Source organism: Pedobacter indicus, from assembly GCF_003449035.1.
Lineage (GTDB): Bacteria > Bacteroidota > Bacteroidia > Sphingobacteriales > Sphingobacteriaceae > Albibacterium > Albibacterium indicum.
Window position 1 is genome coordinate 1477329 of the sequence record NZ_QRGB01000001.1, and the last position, 25537, is coordinate 1502865.

The 25537-nt window shown below is 44.9% G+C and carries 17 protein-coding genes; 9 read left to right on the plus strand and 8 right to left on the minus strand.

Annotation, left to right across the window (positions count from 1 at the left end; all coding sequences use genetic code 11):
* Nucleotides 1-24: 24 nt before the first annotated feature.
* The 7 genes from D3P12_RS06650 to D3P12_RS06680 all read left to right on the plus strand — a co-directional run bounded on the left by D3P12_RS06650 (nucleotide 25) and on the right by D3P12_RS06680 (nucleotide 13337).
* A complete protein-coding gene (locus tag D3P12_RS06650) occupies nucleotides 25-3432 on the plus strand; it encodes a TonB-dependent receptor (protein ID WP_205941064.1) in 3408 nt (1135 codons plus the stop codon).
* Nucleotides 3433-3451: 19 nt separating this feature from the next.
* On the plus strand, nucleotides 3452-5119 hold the full coding sequence (locus D3P12_RS06655) for a RagB/SusD family nutrient uptake outer membrane protein (protein ID WP_118194246.1): 1668 nt from the start codon (nucleotides 3452-3454) through the stop codon (nucleotides 5117-5119).
* 7 nt (nucleotides 5120-5126) lie between these two features.
* Nucleotides 5127-8204: a PQQ-dependent sugar dehydrogenase gene (locus tag D3P12_RS06660; RefSeq protein WP_205941065.1), complete on the plus strand. Its 3078-nt coding sequence runs from the start codon at nucleotides 5127-5129 to the stop codon at nucleotides 8202-8204.
* A 37-nt stretch (nucleotides 8205-8241) separates the two neighbouring features.
* Nucleotides 8242-9465 carry a nucleoside permease gene (locus D3P12_RS06665; protein WP_118194247.1) on the plus strand — a complete coding sequence of 408 codons (1224 nt, stop codon included), beginning with the start codon at nucleotides 8242-8244 and terminating at the stop codon, nucleotides 9463-9465.
* 19 nt (nucleotides 9466-9484) lie between these two features.
* Complete coding sequence (locus D3P12_RS06670; protein WP_118194248.1) at nucleotides 9485-10558, plus strand: Gfo/Idh/MocA family protein; 1074 nt, start codon at nucleotides 9485-9487, stop codon at nucleotides 10556-10558.
* A 261-nt stretch (nucleotides 10559-10819) separates the two neighbouring features.
* Nucleotides 10820-12484 (plus strand): BCCT family transporter, encoded by a 1665-nt coding sequence (locus tag D3P12_RS06675; RefSeq protein WP_118194249.1) that lies wholly within the window; start codon nucleotides 10820-10822, stop codon nucleotides 12482-12484.
* The gene (locus D3P12_RS06680; protein WP_118194250.1) at nucleotides 12456-13337 is read left to right on the plus strand and encodes a universal stress protein; all 882 of its coding nucleotides are present in this window, start codon (nucleotides 12456-12458) and stop codon (nucleotides 13335-13337) included. Before D3P12_RS06675 ends, D3P12_RS06680 begins: the two co-directional genes overlap by 29 nt.
* A gap of 46 nt (nucleotides 13338-13383) precedes the next feature.
* Here the strand turns inward: D3P12_RS06680 and D3P12_RS06685 are convergent, their stop codons facing one another.
* Complete coding sequence (locus tag D3P12_RS06685; RefSeq protein ID WP_205941066.1) at nucleotides 13384-14640, minus strand: alpha/beta hydrolase family protein; 1257 nt, start codon at nucleotides 14638-14640, stop codon at nucleotides 13384-13386.
* Between the two features lie 152 nt (nucleotides 14641-14792).
* Here D3P12_RS06685 and D3P12_RS06690 point away from each other — a divergent pair, with 152 nt between their 5' ends.
* Complete coding sequence (locus tag D3P12_RS06690; RefSeq protein WP_118194251.1) at nucleotides 14793-17978, plus strand: PVC-type heme-binding CxxCH protein; 3186 nt, start codon at nucleotides 14793-14795, stop codon at nucleotides 17976-17978.
* A gap of 92 nt (nucleotides 17979-18070) precedes the next feature.
* On the opposite strand, the gene D3P12_RS06695 is transcribed toward D3P12_RS06690, so the two are convergent.
* From D3P12_RS06695 to D3P12_RS06720, 6 genes are all read right to left on the minus strand, one after another.
* Complete coding sequence (locus D3P12_RS06695) at nucleotides 18071-18934, minus strand: 2-hydroxyacid dehydrogenase (protein WP_205941067.1); 864 nt, start codon at nucleotides 18932-18934, stop codon at nucleotides 18071-18073.
* Between the two features lie 35 nt (nucleotides 18935-18969).
* The gene (locus D3P12_RS06700) at nucleotides 18970-19470 is read right to left on the minus strand and encodes a VOC family protein (RefSeq protein ID WP_118194253.1); all 501 of its coding nucleotides are present in this window, start codon (nucleotides 19468-19470) and stop codon (nucleotides 18970-18972) included.
* A gap of 8 nt (nucleotides 19471-19478) precedes the next feature.
* Nucleotides 19479-20645 carry a mandelate racemase/muconate lactonizing enzyme family protein gene (locus D3P12_RS06705; protein ID WP_118194254.1) on the minus strand — a complete coding sequence of 389 codons (1167 nt, stop codon included), beginning with the start codon at nucleotides 20643-20645 and terminating at the stop codon, nucleotides 19479-19481.
* Between the two features lie 51 nt (nucleotides 20646-20696).
* Nucleotides 20697-21581, minus strand: a complete 885-nt coding sequence (locus D3P12_RS06710; RefSeq protein WP_118194255.1) for a sugar phosphate isomerase/epimerase family protein — start codon at nucleotides 21579-21581, stop codon at nucleotides 20697-20699.
* Nucleotides 21582-21631: 50 nt separating this feature from the next.
* Nucleotides 21632-22522 carry a ThuA domain-containing protein gene (locus tag D3P12_RS06715; RefSeq protein ID WP_118194256.1) on the minus strand — a complete coding sequence of 297 codons (891 nt, stop codon included), beginning with the start codon at nucleotides 22520-22522 and terminating at the stop codon, nucleotides 21632-21634.
* A 64-nt stretch (nucleotides 22523-22586) separates the two neighbouring features.
* Nucleotides 22587-23861 carry an MFS transporter gene (locus D3P12_RS06720; protein WP_118194257.1) on the minus strand — a complete coding sequence of 425 codons (1275 nt, stop codon included), beginning with the start codon at nucleotides 23859-23861 and terminating at the stop codon, nucleotides 22587-22589.
* Nucleotides 23862-24249: 388 nt separating this feature from the next.
* On the opposite strand from D3P12_RS06720, the gene D3P12_RS06725 reads away from it, so the two are divergent.
* Nucleotides 24250-24717, plus strand: a complete 468-nt coding sequence (locus D3P12_RS06725) for a DUF983 domain-containing protein (protein ID WP_317124655.1) — start codon at nucleotides 24250-24252, stop codon at nucleotides 24715-24717.
* On the opposite strand, the gene D3P12_RS06730 is transcribed toward D3P12_RS06725, so the two are convergent.
* A complete protein-coding gene (locus D3P12_RS06730; protein ID WP_118194258.1) occupies nucleotides 24714-25382 on the minus strand; it encodes a DUF6266 family protein in 669 nt (222 codons plus the stop codon). The two genes, D3P12_RS06725 and D3P12_RS06730, sit on opposite strands and share 4 nt — an antisense overlap.
* Nucleotides 25383-25537 lie beyond the last annotated feature (155 nt).

A 25537-nucleotide genomic window follows, 5' to 3' on the forward strand; every position in this document is an offset into this window, starting at 1 on the left:
AAACTAACAATCTAATCTAAAACTATGAAATCTTTTTATCGCATTTTAAAGTTTAACCTGCTCTTCATGCTGGTTTTTGCTTTGTCTGCTTCTGCGGAGATTAAGGCGCAAGACGTCTCTCTCCATGTAAAAAGTGGTACGTTGGCGACTGTTTTTTTACAGATATCCGAACAGACAGGCTACAAGTTTATTTATGATGATGCACTGATATCAAAAGTGCCAAAAGTATCTGTACAAGTTAAAAATAAAGACGTATCCGAAGTGCTGGGGGAGGTGTTAGAAGACACTGGCTTTGGTTTTGAAATCATTGAAGAAACGGTAGTGGTCAGTCGTCGAAGTGCTCAATCCGCTCCCGCAAACACCGCCTCAAAAGAAAGTCACCAACAAACCATTCAGGGCCGCGTTGTGGATGTAGATGGTAATAGCTTGCCCGGCGCAACTGTTTCTGTTCAGGGTAAAGCTGGCAGTGCAGTTGTAACCGACGCAAATGGTAATTTTTCTATCGTTGCGCAAGAAGGAGACATTATTGAAGCTAGTTTTATTGGCTATAATCCAAAACGAGCAACCGTTACCGAAGGATCCAGCGTGACGATCTTACTTGAACCATCATATGCCGAGCTGGGTGAAGTAGTCGTAATAGGGTATGGTACAATGAAAAAGCGGGATGTAACCGGTGCCGTGGCTCAGGTGAAAGGAGTTGATTTAAAGAATATGCCTGTACGGAACGCCACCGAAGCATTACAAGGTAAGACCTCAGGAGTTACTGTGACGTCGACTGGTGGCAGTCCCGGTACACCACCCGCAGTACGAATCCGCGGTATTGGAACGGTCAATAACAATAACCCTTTGTATGTCGTTGACGGCCTTCCTCAGACCGATATCGGTTGGCTAAACTCAAATGATATTGAATCTATGGAAATCCTAAAAGATGCTTCTGCATCTGCGATCTACGGTACGCGCGCAGCAAATGGTGTTGTGATGATCACAACAAAGCGCGGCAAAATGGGAGGCGATGTGCTTCGAAGTAATGTTACTTTTGATGCCTATTATGGTATTCAAAATCCCGTTAAGACCTATGAAATGATGAATGCGTCTGAATTTATGGATTATAAAAACTTGGCAAACCAAAACGCCGGCTTAGATCCTTACTTTACTGCATCTCAAAAAAATCAAGTACTCGATTTCCTGCGGTCAAATTTTGGTAATGACGAAGGGACAAACTGGTGGGAAGAGATTAACCAGGAAAATGCTCCTGTTCAAAGTTATAATGTAACCCTTTCCGGTGGCGTAAAAGGCCTAGCATATAATTCAAGTATCGGTTATATGGATCAAAAAGGTATTATCGAGGGTTCAGATTATGATCGGATCAGTTGGCGTACGAACTTTGATCATGATTTAAAAGATTGGTTCAAATTATCAGGTAATGTCGGTATCGTTAGTGAGAGTAGAAGAAATGTGCTGGAAGGCAGCCCGGGTTTCAACACAGCTTTTATCGCGTTCGTCGCCGATCCTATTTCGCCAGTTTTTCGTACGGGTCTAAGCAATATTCCCTCGTTTCTGGAAGATGCTTTTTTTATGAATGAGATCGATCCAAATAATCCTTATTCTTTTTATAGCCCGATACTGATGACTAATAAAGAGAATCCTGCATCACAGGTGAATATCTATAAGGATAACGTATGGAAAGGCTTGCAGTTGAAAGGTGGATTGGCGGCGGATATTCAGATTACCGATTACTTGAAATACAGAGGAAGCTTCGGTTTGGACCTGAGTCGAGGTGGTTCTGACGGATTTAGTCCCCGCTACCGCTTGGACAATGAACAATTCGTTACAGATGCAACTGTGAGCAAATTTGTCAGTCAGAGCGATTACTGGGTGCTTGAAAACACATTGACTTTCGAGAAAAGTTTCGATGATCATAATGTTATGGTCATGGTTGGTGCTTCAGCAGAGGAAACTAAATACGAAGAGACAGGAGCATCTAAACAAGGCTTGGTTACAAACGATGAAAGTCAACGAATCATCAACGCAGGTACGATCAATCCCGGCGCTTCCGGTTACAAATCCGAAAGTGCACTGGCATCTTATTTCAGCCGCGCTTTCTATTCCTATAAAAATCGTTATCTGTTTACAGCAAACTTCAGAAGAGACGGTTCGTCCAACTTTGGTGATGGTCAAAAATGGGGAAATTTCCCCTCGTTTTCGGCAGGCTGGGTTTTCTCGGATGAAGATTTTATGGAGAATCTGACTTGGCTGACCACTGGTAAGTTGCGCGCGAGTTGGGGTCAGATCGGAAATCAGGCTATTGGTGGTGGAGCTTATCGAAACACCTATTCAGGAAATCTCGGATATTATTTATTCGGTGTTCACGATCCCTATCTACGCGGCGGAAATAATTACCGCGGTAACCCGAATGTGCGCTGGGAAACAACAGAGCAGACGGATATCGGTGTAGAGCTTTCTTTATTTGATGGAAAGGTAGATGTGGTGGCAGATTGGTTTCAGAAAACGACCGATGGAATGTTATTGAATGTTCCTTTGCCGACTTATCTTGGTTTCCCTAACTATCCATGGACCAATGCCGGTATCGTAGAGAATAAGGGATTGGAACTGGATGTCGCCTACCATAATAATGACGGTGAATTTCAATACACTATCTCCGGTAACCTCTTCACATTTAAAAATGAAGTAATCAGTTTGGGCGGTGGTGAACCGATTTTGGGCGGTGGATGGATCAACTATACCACAACACGCACCGAAGAACGAATGCCTATTGGGTATTTCTACGGACTCAAAACAGATGGTATTTTCCAAAGCCAGGCCGAGGTCGATAATTATTTTCAGGAAGGTGCACGACCAGGTGATCTGCGCTTTGTCGATGTCAATAGCGATGGGAAAATCGATAACAATGACCGAACCAATATTGGAGATCCTTTCCCCGACTTTTCCTATGGCTTAAACTTCAGCTCTGCTTATAAGGATTTCGACTTCCTTGTGAGTATTCAGGGAACGGTAGGAAACGAAATTATGAATATCAAGAAAATAGATATGAACTCGGGCGTGGGCTGGTATAATGCACCTAAAGATCTGATGAAGAAAGCCTGGTCGCCGACAAACCCAAGTAATGAACAGTTTGCTATCAACGCAACGAATACAAATAACTTGCAGATTTCTGACTGGTTGGTTGAAGATGGAAGCTATATGAGGCTGAAAAATATTCAGGTAGGTTATTCGCTACCTCAGTCGGTTGTAACAAAAGCTGGTATTAACCGCGTACGTTTCTGGGCGGGTGCTTATAACTTGTTGACTATCACTAATTATACAGGTTTAGATCCAGAGATTGGAAGTTCCTCGCCGTTGAGTAGTGGTGTGGATCAGGGCTATTACCCATTAGCAAAATCATTTATGTTCGGCATCAATGCAACTTTTTAACCAATTAAAGACATAGACAATGAAAACACATCAATATATTTTAGGAGCAAGTATCGTGGCACTTTCATTGGGTGCTTGCAGTGAGTCATTTCTTGATAGGGATCCACTGGGAAGTTTGGCCGAAGAAGAATATTTCCAAACAGATAACGCGGCTATGAAGCTGATAACGGACTGTTATGGTCCTATGCTTGATGGATGGGGATATACAGTTAACAAGATCGCTTTGGGAGATGAATCTGTCGATAACGCCGACGGTGGAGGCTCCGATCCCGGCGATCGGCCGCAAACAATCGAAGTTGGTCGCGGTCGCCCTTTAGCTTCCAATGCGCTTTTGCAGGAAGCCTGGAGTAACCGATTTCTTGGAATCGGAAAAGCGAACCTGGCGATTCAGAATATCGAAGCGAATTGGGATAAGCTGATCGCCAACGGAACCAGCGTTTCAGAAGAGACGAAAGCCAGGTATATTGCAGAGGCGAAATTTCTCAGAGCCTGGTATTATTTTGATCTGGTTTGGGTGTTTAAAGAAGTTCCTTTAATTGTAGAACCTCAGGATCCAGAAGCCAGAGTACCCAAAAGTAGCACCGAAGATTTGAGGATACAGATCTATAAAGATTTGGATGAAGCAATTGCCGTTGCTTCTTTTCCGCGTAGTTCGGAGATGCCAAGAGAAGAGAAGGGGAGAGCAAACAAAGATGCTGCTTATGCCCTTAAAGCCAGAGCAGCTTTATTTTTCGCTGGCCTAATGGAAGCAGGTAAAATGAACGGGAATGCAGACGAAGAATATGTAGTCGCCAAAGCTGCCGCTGAACAGGTCGTTCTGCATGGTAACTTGAGTCTTCTGCCGGACTTTCAGGATCTGTTTAGAGGAGATTATCAAGTCGGCCCTTTTTCCGAAGAGTCGATCCTCCCTGTGATCAGAGCCTACCTGCCTGAAGTAAACTTTGGAGGCGATGCTTTTGCTATTATGAATGTTGGTCGAAACAATGTTGGCGGATGGGGTGGTAATACGCCAACTCGCGACCTCGCAAGTGAATATGAAGTTGAAGATCCACGTAAAATGTTCACCATCATCAGCCACGGTGATATTTTCAAGACAGCAAGTGGTGGCGAGGAAGTACACAATTACCGAGGTTACTATAATGATTTTAATTTGCAACACAGCCGAAAAGCCTTCGTGCCACAGCAATATCGCGTACAAGGCAATTTGCAGCGAAGCAATTGGGGGCCTTATTGGATTCGCTATTCCGAAGTGCTGCTAATCTATGCAGAGGCATTGTTAAAAACCAATGCCAGTCCCACAGAAGTTGTGAAATATATCAACGAAGTTCGTAGACGAGCATTTGTGACAAGTTCCAAAACCGATGAACCAGCGATATTTAGAAAGTTCCAAGAAGGACTGAAACCGATAAGCGAATCGGAATTTACCAGTAAATTTGCGGTAAAACCGACTGATAATTTGATGGAGGCCATTAAACATGAGCGTAGGGTTGAATTAGCCTTAGAAGGTTTCCGACTATATGACTTGGTGCGGTGGAACGAATACGCGCCGGTAATGAAAGCCTTCTATACAAAATATGGGTTTGCTGATAAAGGAATTAATGCAGGAGAAAACAGCTGGCCATTTCCAATCCCACAAACCGAAATCGATCGGTCAAACGGCATCTTAGAACAAAATTCCAATTATTAATGACAACATGAAACAAAGCCACGCCATCCTATTTTTACTACTTTCTCTAATCATCGTCAGTTGCAAGCCGAGCAGGAAGCAAGTGAATGTTCTTTATTTTTCGACTCAAACAGAAAGTGGGTCACTGAATGATATTCGTTCAGTGACCGAAGGCTGGAATATTATCAGCAGCTCGGATCCTGTAATTTTTTCTGAGGATTCTATCACAGATATTAGCGCCATTGTTCTGCGGGTGAGCGATCTGAATCAACTGGATCACCGTGCAATACCACGTTTAAAGCGCTACCTCGAAGCCGGTGGTGGCGGAATAATCGCTCTTCGTGATACTGCGCTGGTAGATAAAGGGTGGCCTTGGCTGAAAAATTGGATGGCGCAGGAGAATGGTGCGATGATCGATCAGGATCAAGGCCGCCTGGCTGTTCTAGACGCGAACTATACAGCAGAAGAGTTGACTGCTGCGTTGGACTTTGTCATTGGCAAAAACAAAATGCCTGACTTTGATGACTTGGCAACGTTGGCGGTTCCCGACAGCAGCCGCTATACCCGTGAGGTTCTGGTCGAGGGGCTTGATGAACCACTTCAAATGGCAATTCTGCCAAATAAAAATATTTTATTTGTTGAGAGAAAAGGTGGAATAAAACTTTATGAGGAAGCAAATGGCGAAACAAAAAGTATTGCCAATATCGATGTGTTCAGTGGTATTGAGGATGGTTTATTGGGTGTCGCGGCAGACCCAAATTTCGAAAAGAACCACTGGATCTATCTGTATTATGCCGTAGGTGGCGATGAATCGATCAACCGTCTGGCTCGTTATGAATTGCATGGAGATAGTCTTGCGCTAGGTACCGAAACCAAGGTATTGGAGATACCCACACAGCGTATCTATTGCTGTCACGCAGCAGGTTATGTCGCTTTTGATAACGACGGTTTGCTTTATTTAGCAGTAGGGGACAATACCAACGCAGAGGAAACCGAAGGTTTTACACCGGTAGATGAGCGATCGGGTCGCTCGCTTTCTGATGATCAGGCTACGGCTGCTAATACCGATGATCTCCGGGGGAAAATTCTGCGTATCCGACCTCTTGATGACGGTGGCTATGCCATCCCCGACGGGAATCTGTTTCCAAAGGATGGGTCGGGTGGCCGACCGGAAATCTATATGATGGGGGCACGAAACCCTTTCCGGTTTAGTGTAGATTCAAAAAATGGCTATCTCTATTTCGGCGAGGTAGGGCCTGATACAAAGGTAAAAGCCAGTACAGGCGAGCTTATGAGTTTCGATGAAATTAACCAAGTCCGGGAACCGGGCTTCTTTGGTTGGCCTTATTTTCTGGGAAATAATGAGGTGTTTCCGATGTACGATTATGAAACGAAGATACCAGGACCCGGAAAGGATCCTGCAAAGCCAATCAATGATTCACCCAACAATACGGGTGAGCGCGAGCTGCCACCTGCTCAACCAGCTATGATATGGTATGGGAAAGGTGATTCCAAAGAATTTCCCTTAGTGGGCAGTGGCGGGGCCAGCGCAATGGCCGGTCCTGTTTATTATCGGTCGGATTTTACCGACGCTCCTTATTCTTTATCTGAATATTACGACGGAAAACTGTTTATCTACGAATGGATACGCGGGTGGATCATGGCGGTGACTTTTGATGAAGATGATAATTATTTGCGAATGGAGCCTTTCCTGGATCACCTGAGCTTTGATGCGCCAGTCGACTTTCAGTTTGCAGACGACGGTTCGATTTACATATTGGAATACGGAACTAATTGGTTTTCAAAGAACACCAATGCCAGATTGCTTCGTATCCAGTATGTTGAAGGAAACCGGGCACCAAAAGCTGAAATTGAAATCGACAAACAGTATGGCGCTGCACCAATGAAGGTAAACCTCTCTGCTAGCGGGTCGAGCGACTATGATGCTGAAGATCAACTGAGCTACGAGTGGCGGATTGATGGAAAGACACTAGCAGGCGAGGAGCTAAGCTATACGTTTGACAAAAACGGAATCTATGAAGTCAGTTTAACTGTTACGGACGATCAGGGCGACAGCGGTAAGGCGACAAGTAAGGTTTTCGTCGGAAATACACCACCGGACGTGGCTATCCATACCAAAGCAAACCGTTCTTTTTATTGGGATGGGGTGGATCTGGATTATGATATCCAAGTGGCTGATAAGGAAGAGGATATCGATCCTTCGCGTATCAATATTTCCTTCGGATTCATCCCACATGGTCGCGACGCTGCTACTATTTTAACTGGCAGTCAGGATGTTTCCAGTCTCCAGTACATTCGAGGCAAGCAGATGATTGCTGCGCTTGATTGTAAATCTTGCCACTCACTAGAGCAGGAGTCGGTCGGGCCAACGTATTTAGCTATCGCTGCACGCTACAATGGTGAACCTAATGCAAAGAAGCAGCTGGCTGAAAAAATCATCAAAGGGGGCAGCGGTAATTGGGGTGAAAGAGCTATGACACCTCACCCAGCAATCTCCAACGAGGAAGCCGAAGAAATGGTGAACTACATTTTATCCTTAACCGATGAACAGTCCAGCTTGCCTCTGCAGGATGTGATTCCACTGAAAGAACATGAAAGCAAAGGAGATGAGGGGGCCTATTTGCTCAATGCGACCTATCGAGATCGTGGAGCGAATGGCATCGATGAACTACAGAGTCGCGATTATATCCTGCTGAAAAGCCCGCTTGTACAAGTCGAAGAGTTTGATGAGGGAAATTTGCGGATTGGAACTATTACTACGCAAGCTCTTTCTTACGCTCTAGGTATTGTCGATGGTAAATATATGAAATTCAACGCAATTGACCTGAGTCATGTAAAGAACCTAACTTATCGGATACAACCAAACGGTGCTGGAGGAACAATTGAGCTGCGAACTGGAAGCATGGATGGTGAAATTCTAAGCAGCCTGCAAATTCCCGCAGCTTCAGGCGACATCAGTAAGATTGGATGGAAAGAATTTTCAGCGCCACTGAAGGATAGCCAAGGACATCAGGACTTGTATTTTGTATTTAAAGGGGGCGATCAAGGCTTTTTCAATATAGATTGGATCAGGTTTGACCGATAGTTAATTTTTAAGAGTAAACCCGTATTTAACCTAAATTATGAAGGGCTCGATCCGCATAAGATTGTCATTTCTTATGTTTTTTGAATATTTTATTTGGGGAACTTGGTATGTAACCATGGGGACTTACCTCTTCTCCAATTTTGATGCTACTGCGGTGCAGGTTGGCTCTTCATACGCGAATCTGTCGATCGCTGCAATCATTTCCCCATTTTTTGTCGGGTTGATTGCTGATCGCTTTTTTGCAGCCCAAAAAGTATTGGGCGTGCTGCATCTCGCTGGTGCCGCAACGCTCTTCTATGTAAGTACAGTTACGGAATTTAACGGGTTTTGGTGGTTGATATTGCTTTACACATTATTGTACATGCCAACTATGTCACTTGCCAACTCTGTTTCCTTTCATCAAATTAAAGATGGTGGTAAGGAGTTTCCATTTATCCGTGCGTTCGGTACACTCGGGTGGATTGCATCCGGACTGTTAATAGGCTTTATGGGACTAGAGAGTTCGGTGTGGACCTTCCGGATAGCTGCTGTTGCTTCTCTATTGTTAGGTGTTTTCAGTTTCTGCTTACCTAGCACGCCAGTGAAAAAAAGAAAGAATGCAAGCCTATCTTCAATTTTAGGTTTAGATGCTTTAACCTTATTTAAGAGTCGCTCTTTTTCTGTTTTCTTTTTCTCTTCAATCGCTATCTGCATTCCGTTATCATTCTATTATAGCTTCACCAATTCCTTTTTGAATGATATAGGCATGGTCAATGCAGCAAGTAAAATGACTTTGGGTCAAGTCTCTGAATTTTTATTTATCCTATTGATCCCTTTGCTGTTCCGCCGCTTAGGTGTAAAAATGATGATCATTATTGGTATCGTCGCCTGGATTGTCCGTTATGTATTATTTGCCTTCGGTAACGTAGAAGCCGAGTTATGGATGCTTTATGGTGGAATTATTTTGCATGGTATCTGCTATGACTTCTTTTTTGTTACTGGTCAGATCTATACAGACAAGAAAGCCGGTGAATCGATCAAAAGTGCTGCGCAAGGTATTGTTACCTTTGCTACCTATGGCGTTGGTATGCTCATTGGTTCCTACTTGTCCGGAATGGTAACGGAACGATTTGCCGCTAATCCAGGAAGTGAATTCAATTATAACTGGAAAATGGTATGGCTTGCCCCATGTGCAATCTCCTTCATCGTTTTAATTATCTTTGCCTTGTTTTTTAATGATAGATCGTTTGAAAAGCAAGGCAACACTAGTAAATTAACTTAAATTTAAATCCGTAAGAAATATGAATCCTATTCGAGTTTTAGTTGTTGGTTGTGGTAATATGGGTGCTTCCCATGCCACTGCTTATCATCATTTGGAAGGTTTTGAAATATGTGGTTTGGTTGCCAGAGGCGAAAGTAAAGTCAGCCTAAACAATAAACTGGGTGGAGGCTACGAACTCTTTACCGATTACGAAGAGGCTTTGAAAAAAACCAAACCCGATGCTGTTTGCATTTCTACTTACCCTGATACCCATGAAGCTTATGCTATCCGGGCTTTTGAAAATGGTTGCCATGTATTTGTTGAGAAGCCTCTAGCAGATACAATTGAGGGCTCAATTCGCGTGGCAGAAGCAGCTAAAAGGTATAATAAGAAACTAGTTGTCGGTTATATTCTACGTTATCACCCGTCTTGGGAACGTTTTATCGAATTAAGTCAGGAACTCGGCAAACCCTTGGTTATGCGGATGAATCTGAACCAACAAAGTCACGGTGTCATGTGGGATGTGCATCGCAACCTGATGAAAAGCCTGAGCCCGATTGTCGACTGCGGCGTGCATTATATCGATGTGATGTGCCAGATGACGAATTCCAAACCGCTACAGGTGACGGCCATTGGTGCACGATTGACTGATGATATCCCAGCAGATAATTATAATTACGGACAGCTTCAAATCCGTTTTGAAGATGGATCGGTCGGTTGGTATGAAGCGGCTTGGGGACCGATGATCAGCGAAACTGCATTCTTTGTAAAGGATGTTATGGGGCCAAAAGGTTCGGTTTCCATCGTTGCTAAGGAAGCAAGCGGTTCGGGTAAGTCGGACTCTGTTGAATCACATACAAAAACCGAATCCTTGCGATACCATTATGCAGATATTGATGAGAAAAATGCATTTGTCAAAGAAGATCGGTGGATTGATCTGGAAGATGAACCCGACCATCAAGAGCTCTGCAACCGAGAACAACGGTTTTTCTTAAAAGCCATCCGAGAGAACATCGATTTATCCTCCTCCATCGAAGACGCTATCAATAGTCTCAGAATTGCTTTTGCATGTGATGAGTCGGTCAGGACGGGCCAAGTTGTGAAATTAACTTAATGGAAGATTAACTTGATAGAAAAAGGCGTTCTATTATCGGAACGCCTTTTTGTTTACGTCGGTTTTGTTTGCAATCTTAAAAGCTCTATCTTTGCATTTTTAATTTTTGATTGTCGCTTTGCAGTTCTTGGAAAGCACAATCGAGCTACTGGTTCGATCCGAACATTTTACACGACAATTCGTGACCAATTCCGAAGTCTCTCGCTTTACAGCGATGAGCTTGGAAATTCGTTTTGATTGATCTCGAAAAAACAAACATGTATGTCAGAAAGCAAGTCGAATACTTCCGTCTTTAACAAAATCCCTAAACTCGTTATCCACCAGCCTGTGTTTTATCCGGCATTGATCACTATTATCCTGAGTGTCGTGTTGGCGCTTATATTCACAGATCAAGCCCAGAGCAGTTTCGAAAATGTTCAAAATATCGTATCTGAAAAAGGGGGGTGGATTTACACACTATCCGTTAATGCCTTTATCGTTTTTTGTATTTATATGGCTTTCGGTAAGTATGGATCCATCCGGATTGGCGGACCCGAAGCACGGCCTGAGTTTAAGTCGACGGCCTGGTTTGCCATGTTGTTCAGTACAGGGATCGGAAACGGGCTGGTGCTTTTTAGTATCGCCGACCCGGTTCGCGATTTTATGAATCCACCACGATTATCTGCTGATGCAGATCCGACCGCTATTGCTCAAGAAGCTATCAATTTCTCGTTTCTTCATCATGGTATCCACGGGTGGGCTATTTATTCGGTTATCGGCTTGGCATTAGCTTATTTCACTTATAATAGAAAAATGCCTCTGACCATACGTTCTGCCTTTTACCCTTTGCTAGGCGAACGAATTCATGGGTGGATCGGTAACCTGATTGATGTTGTGGCGGTTGTGGCCACACTATTTGGCCTAGCAACCACGATGGGCTTTGGCGTTGGACAGATTAATGCGGGGTTTACGCATGTGTTTGGGATTCCCCACAGTTTGTTGGTTCAGTATCTGATTATTTTAGCGATTACCGCCATTGCCACTATTTCCGTAGTTTCTGGAGTTAACCGAGGGATAAAATTCCTGAGTGAGATGAATGTAGGCGTTGCTGTCATCATCTTTCTTATGGTCCTGGTTCTTGGCCCTACGGCTTTTATCCTAAAAGGCTTTGTGCAAAACGTCGGTAGTTACTTGATCAACTTTGTCGACCTGGCTACCTGGTCGGGCGCCTACGACGATAGCAGCTGGCATAATAACGTAACCCTAATGTATTGGGGTTGGTGGGCGTCCTGGTCGCCGTTCGTCGGGACATTCATTGCGCGGGTTTCGAAGGGTAGAACAATCAAGGAGTTCGTACTTGGCGTACTCTTTTTGCCAGCTATGGTCACCTTCCTATGGTTCTCAGCTTTTGGCGGTACAACCATGCTCGGCTTAATCGACGGGGATTTTTCCCTGGCGGCAGCAGTCGACGATAACATATCGACAGCGCTGTATGTGTTTTTCGAGAAGTTCCCACTTGCTATGCTGCTGAAGATATTGGGAATGGTATTGATTTGTAGTTTTATTATCACTTCGGCTGACTCCGGTGCGCTCGTTGTAGACGGAATTACCTCTGGAGGTAACAAGAAGACACCCGCTTTGCAACGGATTATCTGGGCATCATTAGCAGGTTGTATCGCCGCAGCTCTGCTGACCGGTGGTGGCCTTGGAACCTTACAGGCAGCGGTGACGATATCCGGATTACCTTTCGCAATCTTGCTGGTAGCGATGTGCGTTTCCTTGTATATCGGAGTCCGTGAAGATTTCAACCTGAATAGACGACGAACGAAATTGAAGGACGAGGAAACATACAAAGCGATGCTCAAGAAAATCCTGGAAGAAGAACAGAAGTTTGACCCAGAAGGTAGACTATTGAAAAATGAAATCGAACATACTGAAAGCAAATAATATGAACAATATACTCATTGCATTAGACCTTACGGATACGGATGAAAGCATCATCCGCTATGCATATTCTCTGAAGACACAGACCGAGCTTTCTCAAATCCACTTCGTACACAATATCAAACTGTATGAAGTAGATGAAGTAATCCAAGAAATGTTGGGGGGTAAGGATATCAAGACCATCATAGAAAAGAACCTGCGAGCAAAAATAGCAAAGGTGTTTACGGACGAAAGTAGTTACATGTTAACGGTGTTAGAAGGAACGAGTACGGAATATAGCCTGAACCTTTGGGCGGAAAAGCATCATATCGATACCATTGTTTTAGGCTTCAAAAAGGAGGAGTATGGCACAGCGGGGATGTCCCAAAAGCTGATTCGGATTTATAAAGGTAATCTGCTCCTGGTACCAGAAAACCCCTCCCTTACGTGGAACAGGGTTTTGGTGCCTACAGACTTTAGTGCTCCTTTCCAATTGGTTTCTAAAAAGCTAGCGAACATACGGATGGATCTTCCAGGTACTGAAATCAAGATGCTGAAAGCTTTTACCATCCCTTCTCTATTCTTTCCTTTTATCGACGACCAGAAGGCGATCAGCCAAACCCGGGAGCATATTGAAAAACAATATAAGGAAACAGTCAAGAAATATAAGCTTCCGGAAGATTATCAATTCAGTGCGAAATACCAGGATGGTCAGGGCGTCGTGGATATTATTAAAAAAGAAAGCAAACGCTTTGGAGCAGATGTAGTTCTGATGTCTGCCAAAGGATCGAGCAAAATTGCTTCTTTATTCATCGGCAGCACCATCAATGAAATACTTACCAGCAATCCCTTTAATACCATCTATATCTTAAAATAGCAAGAAAATAGCAAGCCGTATATGTCGACTTTCTTAAGGCTGTAAACTATTTCAGATACCTGTCAGCAAAACGAATGTAGCGCTCCCAGTCGTAGGCTAAAATATCATGTTTTCCTTCGCGGATATGGTAGCCTTGTTTTCCTTCCAACCTAGTTTCTCCAACTGCCGGCGGCTCATCCGAAGATAAGGTGGGCTCTCCGTAGAGTTGATAAACAGGGCTGGCATGGTACAAGCTAAGGTATTCACCTTTCGGATCTGCCCAGCGATCCTCGGATGCGCTTGCCACATAAACAGGTCGCGGCGCAATCAAAGCGATCAACTGGTGGAAGTCGACCGGCAACTCCGATTCTTTGCCATCGTATTGCTTAAAGTTATCTGCAAACCAATGCGGAAAGTTTTTGTTGAGATCGGCAATCCGTTCACCAAACTGCCTACGCGCCAATGCAGCTCCACCTTCTCCTGAATTATTGGAAATGGCTAGAGCGAAGCGTTGATCCTGAGCCGCTGCCCAGAGCGCTGTCTTCCCTAGTCGAGAATGACCCACTACAGCCACTCGTTCATGATTTACATCCGGATCTTCTTCTAAATAATCCATGATTTTACTTAATTCCCAAGCCCACACGCCTATCGACCCCCAACTATCGGCTTCCTTTTTTGTGCCCGTCTGCTGTTCAAACCAGTGATGAAAACTTTCATCTCCTTCATCAATATCCGCACGATCCAGCTGGACATCACCATAATAAGCAGTCGCCACCCCATAACCGTTTTCGATAATGAGTTCCAGTGGCCAGCGTCTTTCGCTAAATCCTCTGCTGCCCTCAGCAGCGTAACCATCCGGGAAACCAGGTTCTTTCCCGTAGCGTGTCCAAAGTTTCGTTAATTGTACATCCGGATCTTTGGAAACAGACTGGTTTCCCGCGTAATTCAACCCTACAAACAGTGGCGCCGGCCCTTTTCGCTTATTGGGAACATAGAGTAAAACCTGAATGCTTTTTGATTTATCTGCAGAAAGATATAAGCTGATTTCCTTTCGCGTGGCCTGACCGCCCAAAGCATTCTTATCGACCGAAGTGACTTCAAAAGAGGAGATTTCTTCAGCTAAGGTTTTGCCATGCACATGGGTTTCAAAAAGCGAAAGAATTTCCGGGCGACGGTATTTCTCCCAATCCCGAACCGATTTCACAGTTTGTCCATTGTTACGCACTAAAAGTTCGGGTAGGGTATAATCAGGTACTTGGGTCTCGTCATAATTGGTTTGCGCAATAGCCATATTCACAGAAACTAATGTCAATAATCCGATCATATAGGGTCTTTTTATCATAATTCTTGCATAGCGATTCAACGCGTGTTGGTCTTTCCTATTAAAGGTATAGAATTGTGGTAGAGGCTGCAAGTTATTTAAAATATAAAATTTGTAAGTTTGAATCTCAATTCTGAAGTTTATTAATCTTTTTTATGAAAACATCCCTGCTCAGAAACCCCAAGCATATAACTCTGCTGACTTTTATACTTGCTGTATTTTTAGTTCAATGTAATAAAGGACCTGAGCGAGCGGCAATCCACGTGAAGAAGGATATGCACATCGTGCTGATCGGGAATAATCTGGCTTCCAGAATGATGAACTTCGGTCATTTCGAAACGGAAATGCATATGCGCTATCCAGATTCGAACCTCTTTATACGCAACATGGGCGACGGGGGAAATACGCCTGGTTTTCGACCTCATGCAAGTCGCAATTCACCCTGGGCATTTCCAGGAGCAGAAAAATTTCAGACAGAACTTGCCAATCCATCCGATAGTGAGGGTTTCTTTGATACGGAAGACCAATGGCTGAGTCGATTGAAAGCGGATGTAATCCTGGCTTTTTTCGGTTTTAATGAGTCTTTCGAAGGTTCCGAAGGACTGGAAAACTATAAAAATGAACTAGATGCTTTTGTAAAACATACTTTGCAACAGCGTTACAATGGACAAAACCCGCCACAATTGGTATTGGTGTCGCCCATCGCTTTTGAGGATTTGTCGGATCAATATGATCTGCCCGACGGAGAAAAAGAGAATGAGAATCTGGCCATGTATACTGAAGTGATGCAAGCAGTAGCAGATAGTAATCAGGTTTTATTTGTGGATCTGTTTGAGCCAACGAAGAAGTGGTTTGCTAAAAAATCGCAGCTGACAATCGACGGTTCTCAGCTAAACGATGAAGGCTATGCCCGTTTGGCGCCTTTATTGGCCGATCTAAGTTTCGGGGAGCGTGCAATCGAGTCGGGTGCCGACCGGGAAGCAGTTCGTGCAGCAGTGCTGGAAAAAAATTGGATGTGGCATAATGACTTTAAAATTCCGAACGGTGTGCATGCCTACGGTCGGCGTTACGACCCTTTCGGTCCCGATAATTATCCCGCTGAAATTGAAAAAATCAGGCAGATGACCGCAATTCGAGATTCGGCCATCTGGCTGGCACTGAGAGGGGAGACGATCGATTTGGATGCCGCAGATGAGCGGACACGTGCGTTGCCTGAGGTGGAGACTAATTACAATGAAGAGGTGAGTGGAAAGGTTGAGTACTTGAGCGATGAGGAAGCATTAGAAACTTTGAAAACAGCACCCGGATTTGAAATCTCTCTTTTTGCATCGGAACAGGATTTTCCTGAGTTGGCCAAGCCTTTTCAGCTGACTTTTGATAACCAGGGAAGGTTGTGGGTTGCTGCGATGCCCAGCTATCCGCATTATAAACCGGGCGATCCAAAGCCGAATGATAAGTTATTGATTCTGGAAGATACAGATGGTGATGGAAAAGCTGATAAACGAACTGTTTTTGCTGATGGGCTCCACCTCCCACTGGGTTTTGAAGTGACCGAAGAGGGGGTGTATGTTTCCCAAGGGACAAACTTTGTCTTGCTAAAAGATACGGATGGCGACAATAGGGCTGATGAAAAAGAAATCCTACTCAGCGGTTTTGATGATCACGATACGCACCATAATATCCACGCGTATACATCTGATCCATCCGGCGCCATCTACATGGGCGAAGGAATTTTCCTGCATACCAATGTGGAAACTTCCTATGGACCGGTCAGGGCTACGCAGGGCGGATTTTATCGTTATAACCCGAAGCGCAGAAAACTCGAACGTACTTCTCAACCTTACTCGTTTAATCCTTGGGGAATTGCCTTTGACGAATGGGGACAAAATTTTTACTCTGAAACTTCCAGCCCGGATGTCCGTTGGATGATGCCTGCCTCCGTAAAACCGCGCTACGGTGTAAACACAGAGGCTTCAAGAAGTCTGATCGATCCGGATCATCGGGTGCGACCGACTTCAGGGTTGGAGTTTGTTTCCAGTCGCCATTTCCCGGATGAGATGCAAGGCGATTTTCTGATTAATAATACCATTGGCTTTCTAGGTACGAAACAACATACGCTAGAAGATGATGACATCGGATATCAGAGCAGGCACCGACAAGATTTGCTGGTCTCATCCGATAATAACTTTCGACCGGTTGATCTCGAGTTCGCTCCAGACGGTTCTCTCTATATCGCTGACTGGCATAATGTGCTGATCGGACATATGCAACACAATGCACGTGACCCACTTCGGGATCATACGCATGGGCGGATTTATCGGATTACCTATCCGTCGCGCCCATTGGTGGAGCCGGCAAAAATTGATGGCGCCAGCATTCCTGAGCTGCTTAATAATTTAAAGCTTCCCGAATACCGCAGTCGCTATCGGACTAGAAATGAACTTCGCGGCAGAAATACTGCCGATGTGGTGGCAGCGGTGAAAAGGTGGGTCGGACAACTCGATAAGAATGACCCGCATTATGAACATCATCTGACGGAAGCGCTATGGGTTACCTGGGGTGCCAATCAAGTCGATCAGGAACTTTTAGCGCGTATGCTAAAATCAGACGACTATCATGCGCGGGCAGCTGCCGTGCGCGTGCTCCGTTATACAGGTCATCAAGTTAAAAATCAGCAAGATCTGCTGTTACAGGCTGCAAAAGATCCACACGGTAGGGTGCGACTCGAAGCGATCGCAACGGCATCTTGGTTACCAAAAGCGCAGGGGCTGGCTATTTTGAAAGCTGCCGCAGAGAAGCCGATCGATGATTGGATGGAAGTAGCCTATAATACTGCAGAAGCGCATTTAAATGGGCAGTCGGTGGCTGAAAGAAATTCTTCGTCTGAAAAAGAAGAAGCCGAGCCTCTGCCAGCTAACTTAAGTAAAACTGAACAAAAGCTATATACAGCCGGAAAGGTTATCTACATGAAAGAAGGTTATTGTGTAACCTGCCATCAGAGCGATGGTAAAGGGCTGCCCGAATCTGGATTTCCACCTCTTGCTGAAACTAGGTGGGTTACGGGTAATGAAGATCGCTTTATCCGAATTATCTTAAACGGTCTGCATGGCCCGATTTCAGTAAATGGAAAGGACTTTCCGGGTCAGGTACCGATGACGCCTTTTGGTGGACTACTAAGTGATGAGGAGGTGGCAGCTGTCAGCACCTATGTACGAAACTCCTTTGGCAACACAGCATCTGCTATCACTGCCGACAAAGTAAGCGAGGTGCGTGAAGCGACAAAAGATAAAGAAGGTTTCTATTCTCCGGAAGAACTGCTGAAATCCTATCCGTTGGAGTAATGTTTTGAGTTGAACAGATTGGAGTAGAGTGTTTGCAGAAAGTTAGCGGGTTGGCGTAGAGATTATAGTCATGAGGCCTGCATTGAGATCCTTTATTTCAGCGCGTCCAGTACTTTTTCTACGGCGATTTTGCACATCTGGCTAAAGGTACTTGCTGTTAAACTTCCCGAATGGGGCGTGATCAGTACATTGGGTAACTGGATAATCGGCCAGTCGCCCGTCGGCGGCTCCTGAGGCAAAACATCTGCAGCAAAGCCGGCTAATCGATCGTTTTTAAGTGCATCAAACAGTGCCTTATGGTCAATCAAAGCACCGCGGGCGGTATTAATAAATATAGCCGAGGGCTTTAGCAGAGCGAGTTCCGCAGCACCAATCAGCCCATCCGTTTGCTTTGACGATGGCAAATGAAGGCTCAGGACATCCGCCTGTTGCAGAACTTCCTCTAAGGAGAGATAGGAGTAGGGTAGGTCTTTCTTAGTTCTGCTCCAATAGATTACTTTCATCCCAAATACCTCAGCCAGTCGCGCCGTTCGTTCTCCAATATCGCCCATACCCAAGATCCCAAGCGTCTTTCCATGTAGCTCGTCACCACTGTATTGGTTACGCCAAGTCCAGTTCGAATCCTTTACTTCACGTACCGAATGGTACATATTTCGCATCAACATCAACATCAAAGAAAGCGTATGCTCAGCCATGGTCGCCGCATTGGCACCTGGTGTATTAATCACCTGAATCCCCCTTGCCTTCGCCTCTTCCACATCCACATTATCGAGTCCTACGCCGCAGCGTGCTACTGCTTGCAAATCCGGACAGGAGTCGATCAATTCGCGGTCTATCTGACCCTTACCGCGTGTAATGATGGCGTGTATTGGCTCACCATTCCTTTCCGTCAGTACCTTCACGTGTTCAGCTAAGAGTTGATGCGCTTCATCAGTTATCGGCTCCAGCAGGAGCACATTTTTCTTCATGGTTGTATCCGCTTGTCGACCCTTTATTTTTGATCAGTTCGTTTATGATAAAGTGTGGCATCGTCAGAGCGATAACCCCTGAAATCGTTTCGGTTCGAAACATAGAGACCCTCTTCATAGAGTTCATCTTCCAGAATACGCGGATCGACGTCACTTCCCGGCTGTGAAGAAACCTCCACCAAGTTGCCTGCCGGATCGCGGATAAACATCTGCATCGCTCCGTCAGGCAGCTTTCTTACCTTTCCCCAAGGCTGAATATCGATCATGTCCAATTCCTTCATGCGAAAGAACAGGCTGTTGAAATCATCAACCTGCATGCAGATATGTCCCCGAAAAGAAGGGGTATCCTCCCATTCTGATATATGCAATTGCTGTTCCTCGTTGAATTTGAAGAACATCACCGGGTAGTCAAACCGAAAGGCGGGTATCGGTTCCAGACCTAGTTCCTTTTGATAGAATTCAGCAGCTTTTTCCAAATTGTCTACAATCAGTGTTACATGGTTGATCTTCAGTGCTCTTGTCATAATTGTTTTTAGTTTTTTTGTTTGAATTCATGCACAAAATCCCAGTTGGGCGTTACGCCCAGTCCCGGTCGTTTAGGTACTTCCACAATCCCGTCTTTCACCTCAATTTCCTCTTTTACCAGCTCATACATCATCGGATTGCCGCCGAGCGAAAACTCAATAATTGTAGCCGCCGGTGATGCAAAGGCCACATGGAGGCCGGCCATAAAAGAAAACGCCGAACCCCAACAATGGGGAGCGAGCTCGAGTTGATGTACATTTGCCAGATGACCTACCCGCATGGCTTCGGAAATACCACCGATAATAGCTGCATCTGGCTGAACCACGTCTAACGCTCTTACTTCCAGTAGATCACGTATATCAAAACTGGTATATTCACTTTCGCCTGCGGCAATCGGGATCGCTGTCGAAGTTCTCACTTCTGCGGTTCCGTGACGGTTATCAGGATTGATCGGTTCTTCGAACCAATAGAGATTGCAGTCTTCCACGCCGCGACAGAACTGTTTCGCTTCAGGCACGCTGAATGTTCCGTGAGCATCCGCCATTAGTTTTACATCCGGACCCAACGCTTCTCTTGCTGCCTGCACCCGTTTAACGCTGTTCGATACCGTCTCATCCATGACGCCCACCCGCATCTTTACTCCTCCAAAGCCCTTGGCTACATAGCCGTTAAGTTGACTGCCAATTTGCTCTGCGTCCGCCCAGCCTCCGCTAGCATAAGCTGGCATTTGATCGCGACAAGCACCACCCAATAAATCCAGTACGGGTGTGTTTAAGGCCTTGCCCTTTAAATCCCACAAAGCCGTATCCACGCCACTCATGGCCGAAACCGTCAAGCCCCGTCGACCCAATATCGGAAACTTCCGTCCTCGCGACAGCGCATAATGATCACGCGACCCGTTATACATTTTTTCCCATAGTCGGTTGATATTCCTCGCATCTTCGCCGATTAAAATTGGTTTTAATTCCTTCTCTACGCAGTTGACGATGGAAGCGCAAGTTCCTGAAGACCCTACAGCCGCCTTCGCTTCCCCAAACCCCTGCAAACCATCGTCGGTTGTTATCACAACCAATGTCATGTCAAAGCTAGTTTGCAGACCATAGTCAGAAATGTGTTGTTTCTCTTCCGGAATCGGACAGCGTAACCAAAAAGCCTCTACATCTTTTATTTTCATTTGTGTTGCTTAAATAATGCTGTTGTCGCTTAAAACAATACGGTTGTTGCCTTAAATGAATTTTGATAAAGTTTCGTAAGATCGCTTCGTTAGCATGGTATAAAACTCATCGGTAACAGACGAACTGCCATGATCTTCCAGAAATTTCTTCTGCTCGGGGGACAGGCCTTCAGGGTGCTCATCAATCGAATTCGGATACGGGTTGGCCGGTGTGCGGTCCAGCGGAGAGCAGAACTCAACTGAAAGTACGTCATCATAGCCAATCTCACTCAACACCCCCATGATTTTAGTCCAGTCTAGCGTTCCCATTCCCGGTGCCATCCGATTATTGTCTGCCACATGGAAACCCACCAATTTGCCTTTCGCTCGTCGTATCGCGTCGAACATATTGTCTTCTTCAATATTCATATGAAAGGTATCCAGGCAGACACCACAGTTTGGGCCAACCGCCTCAGCCAGCGCCAAGGCCTGATCGCCACGGTTTACAAAATACGTTTCAAAGCGGTTGATTGGCTCAATCCCGATGAGCAGTCCCGCTGCCTCTGCATGTTCGTAAACCTCTTTTAAAGATTCTATTGCCCACTGCCATTCCTCTTCCGGTCGCCCATCAGGAACCACTTTTCCCACCGTTCCCGGAACAACAGACACCATATGGCCATCCAGTTCCTTTACCATCGTCACCACATCTTTTACATATTGCACGGATCGTGCACGTTGCGCTTCATCCTTCGCCAACAGATTACGTTCCTCCAACATCAGCGTAACTGATCCCCAGCAAGATAAACCGTTATCTTTTAATAATTTTCTAACTTCCTTTGTATCATAAAGCTCGGGTGTTCCCTGAATTTCTAATTTATGATAACCCAGAGAAGCTACCCTGCGGATGGTCGTTTCTATCGTTTCTGCTCGCATCCAGTTGTGTATTGACAATTTCATAATTAATAATTGCGTTTCGGCTTGTATATTCTTTGTGATCTGATCAATTTCTAGTGAGCTACTCGGTAGGGTACGTTTATTTCGATCTTCCCTGCCCATTGATCGGGAACCGGTTGGTCTGTTGCCCAGTGGACTGCATTGATAATCAGATGCTGCATATTTTCATTGTCGAAATCTTCCGGGTGCCCCAATGTAGTTGTAAACACTTTCCCGCCCGCAGCTGTTTGCCAGGTCCAGGCCACCGGATTGTCAACCGCGTCTTCAGCTTCTTTGTCAGTCGTTTTTCCCATTAACAGCGTCGTCGCATCCTTCAGCGGATAATCCGGCAACACATGGTACAGCCAGGAGCGTACGTGAAAATCAGGATCCAATCCCTTCAAAATCGGGTGTTCAGATTGCTCGGGTACCACATACACGTCCGTAGAAGAGGTGTTTCCGTAATGGCGATGGCCGCCCACACCCCAACCGCCCGGGGCGCCCAATGCAAATTCACCAAAGGCATTCCATTTTTCCAGCGGATGTCCTTCCGGGTAATTAAAGGCATGCGTACTTGTCCGAAAGCCCATCACCGGTCGCCCGGATTTCAAATAATCATCGATGTATTTGATCTGATCTTCTGGTAATCGGCGCCAACGCAGATAAAATACTGCTAGGTCAGCTTCCTCCAAGGCCTCCAGTCCGGGAATATTTTCTTCCGACGTATGATCCGGTTCTGATTTTAGGACAATCGTTCGAAAGCCATAATTCTTTTCCAATTCCGCGGCCATCAATGGCAGCGTCTCTTCACTGCTGTATTCATGATCGCCTACTACAAAAACTACCAGTGGTTTTTCTTCACTATTTTCTTCTTTTGCCACTGATTTCTGTCCACAAGAATAAAAAGATAACAGAGCAACCAGTGTCAGTACCAGGAAATTGAGAAAAGGCTTTCGATTTTGCATGTTTTTATTTCGTTAGTTATTATTAGGTTCTACCCAAAACTACGGAAATAATTAAAATCATGCATCACTCTTCCTGAATAATATCTTCTTCAGTTATCAAAGGCTTTTCATTAGCATTGACGCCCAATCGTGTCATTTCCGGAGTCAGGAAAGCGATGATTCCGATCACGATAATCACCAGCCCTAAGATAAGAAACGTATTGTTGATTCCAATGTTATCGGCAAGAAAACCCGTTCCCATCAGTCCTACGAGCGAGGGGAGGATAGACAAGCTGAAGAACATGGAGAATACCCTTCCCAGTGCAGCCGGGTCAATTTTACTTTGAATGATGGCTGTAAAACAGGCATTGTATACCGATGCGGCGATTCCCGAAAGTGCAGTCAGCACCACGAAAATCCAGAAAGCCCATGAAGGCAACAGTCCTGAAGCAGAAAAAGCCAAGCCCAAGATAATGTAGGTCCAGTTAATCATTGTCACATTATTGCTTTTCAGGTTCAGTGCCCCCAGCACTGCTCCGCCGAGCAACATTCCTACACCCCAAATGGCTTCCACGATGCTCATCTGAAAGGCATTGCCTTCAAAATGATTTAGCGTCAGGAGAGGGAATAGCACAGCCACCGGCATGATGCAGAAAGTCACCAAAATCGAAAAGAGAAAGAGCAGTGCCAGTCCCCGATGTGACGTAACTGTCTGCACGCCGGCTTTGATTTCTCTAATTACCTGCTTTAATCCTTTATCGCTTTGTTCTGATTTCTCCGGATTGGGGATTTTTACAAATAACAGTGAAACAATGGCAAACAAAGCACCTGCAATATCGATCAGCATCACATAGCCGATATCCATCAAACCGATAGCCAAAGCACCCAGCGCCGGTCCGGCGATATTGGAAGCCGACTGGATGACCTGGTTGATCCCAGCCACGCGCAGCAGTTCGGATTTCGGAGCCAGCATCGGTATAGACGCTTGCATAGCTGGCATATGAAAGGCCGATCCAACGGAACGAAGAGCCAATAGAATATAGATATACCAGAACTCAACCGTGCCATAATGAAAGAGTGCAGCAATCATCAATGTGCAAATTGCTATAAATGCATCGGCGAAAATCATGGTTTTTTTCCGGTCCCAGCGGTCGATGTATACACCGGCAAATAAACCGATAATGGATTGCGGCAGTAAGCCAGCAATAGCAGCATAGGCCAATACTTCGGCAGAACCGGTTTCAATGCTTAACCAGATGATGATAGCAAAGTTAACCAGTGAACTGCTCATGAGCGACATAAACTGTCCAGCCCAGATAATGCCAAAGGTTTTTTTCCAATTTTGTTCTTTAACGGACATAAAAAGTTTGGGATAGTTTAGAATTTAAAGAGTAGTCTTCTAATGAGCTCTGAAAATCCTAATAAATTAAAATAATTACTTAACGTATAAAAATGGGATTTAGCCACAGCTGGCTAAAAATAGAGATTACAGAAATATTCTGTAATTTAGGCACGATCCCGGTACTGCCGGGCTGAACTTTGGATGATTGCTATATCTATCATGATTCCTATGGAGTTTTATAGGGTTCGCTTGCAAAGGTAGAAAAATTACAATTTTTTTCAAAAGAACTATAAAACTTATCACAAAAAGATTTCCGATCTTCGCGGAAAAGGTTTTCCGATCGTCAAACGGCGTCTATATGATACAGAGTTTATGAAAGGCGATCAAGTTTAAATTGTTATCATCGATGGAAAAAGAATACACATTAATGGAATCTGACACTAGCCAATGGCATGCTATTGTACATGCCAAATGCCCTCGCTGTCGCAAAGGAAAAATGTTTGCTCCCGGCTTTTTTAAGCAGAAGATGCACAAGCGTTGTCCTTACTGTGATTTATATTTTGAGCGTCATCCTGGCTATTTTTATGTTTCCATGTTTGTTAGCTATGCGTTGAACGTGGCAGAGTTTGTTACTGTGGGTATTGCAACCTATGTGCTTTCGGGGGGCTCTGAAAACATGTGGTTGTACATCGGACTTATTTTATTAGCTACCGTCTTGCTCGCCGGTTTCAACTTCAAGTATTCCCGTGTTCTTCAGATGCACTACCTAGATCCCGGTCTTCGCTATGAGCCGGTGATAGCGGAAGAGGCACATCGCATGTTAGTAGAAAAAGAACAAAAACAAGAATATAACAAAGAAGTAGCTGGCACCTAGTCCGCTACTTCTTTGTTTTCAGTAATTACCCCCATATATAGACTGTGTGACTGCCTTTCGCGGTCGGCCGATAAAAATGCGATCCATACATGGTATTCATGGTCAGGAGAATAATCGATCTCGACCCGCTGCTTTCCGGCCTTTCTGAACGCATCATGCAACACTCCATACGCAGATCCATCCGTCAAATTATATACCAGCACCATCGCCTGATCGTGAAGGTCAAAGTCGTTCGTAGAAAGGTTTTTTGGTATCGTCCAACTAAGGGTCACCTCAGCTACATTTTCTTCCGTTTTTATCCATTCCATCTGGATGTTTTCTGGCAGGGGCAGGTCGCCATAGCTAATCTGCATGTTTGAGGGGTCGATCTTCGAATTCATCCCATCTTTGGTCAAGGCATATTTATACATAAATGACTTTGCCGCATTGACCCCATAATTCGTTTGCGAATAGTTTTTGAACCCCAGTTTTAGAAAATCCCGAATGGGTTGGAGCCAACCCTGCGTGAATGCGAAAATATGCCGGTTTTCAAGCTCTTTTTCGGTCGGCGGTTTCTTCCTGACCGGTTTTGTCTTGATATAGGGGATGCCCCGCCAACTACTACCAACTATGGGTCCGATTTTTCCTTTTAAAGGACCCAGGATGCCATCTTTATTTTCAGCCATACTACCTCCTTTTAATGAATAATATCAAACATACTAAATAAAAGCATATTTCGAGTAGACTTAGTCGGCTAGAATAGACATTTGACAGTGGTATTACAGTGATCAAACAGTCCTTTTACCACGGTTAGAGGACTGTCAGGGGACTGTTAGAGGAC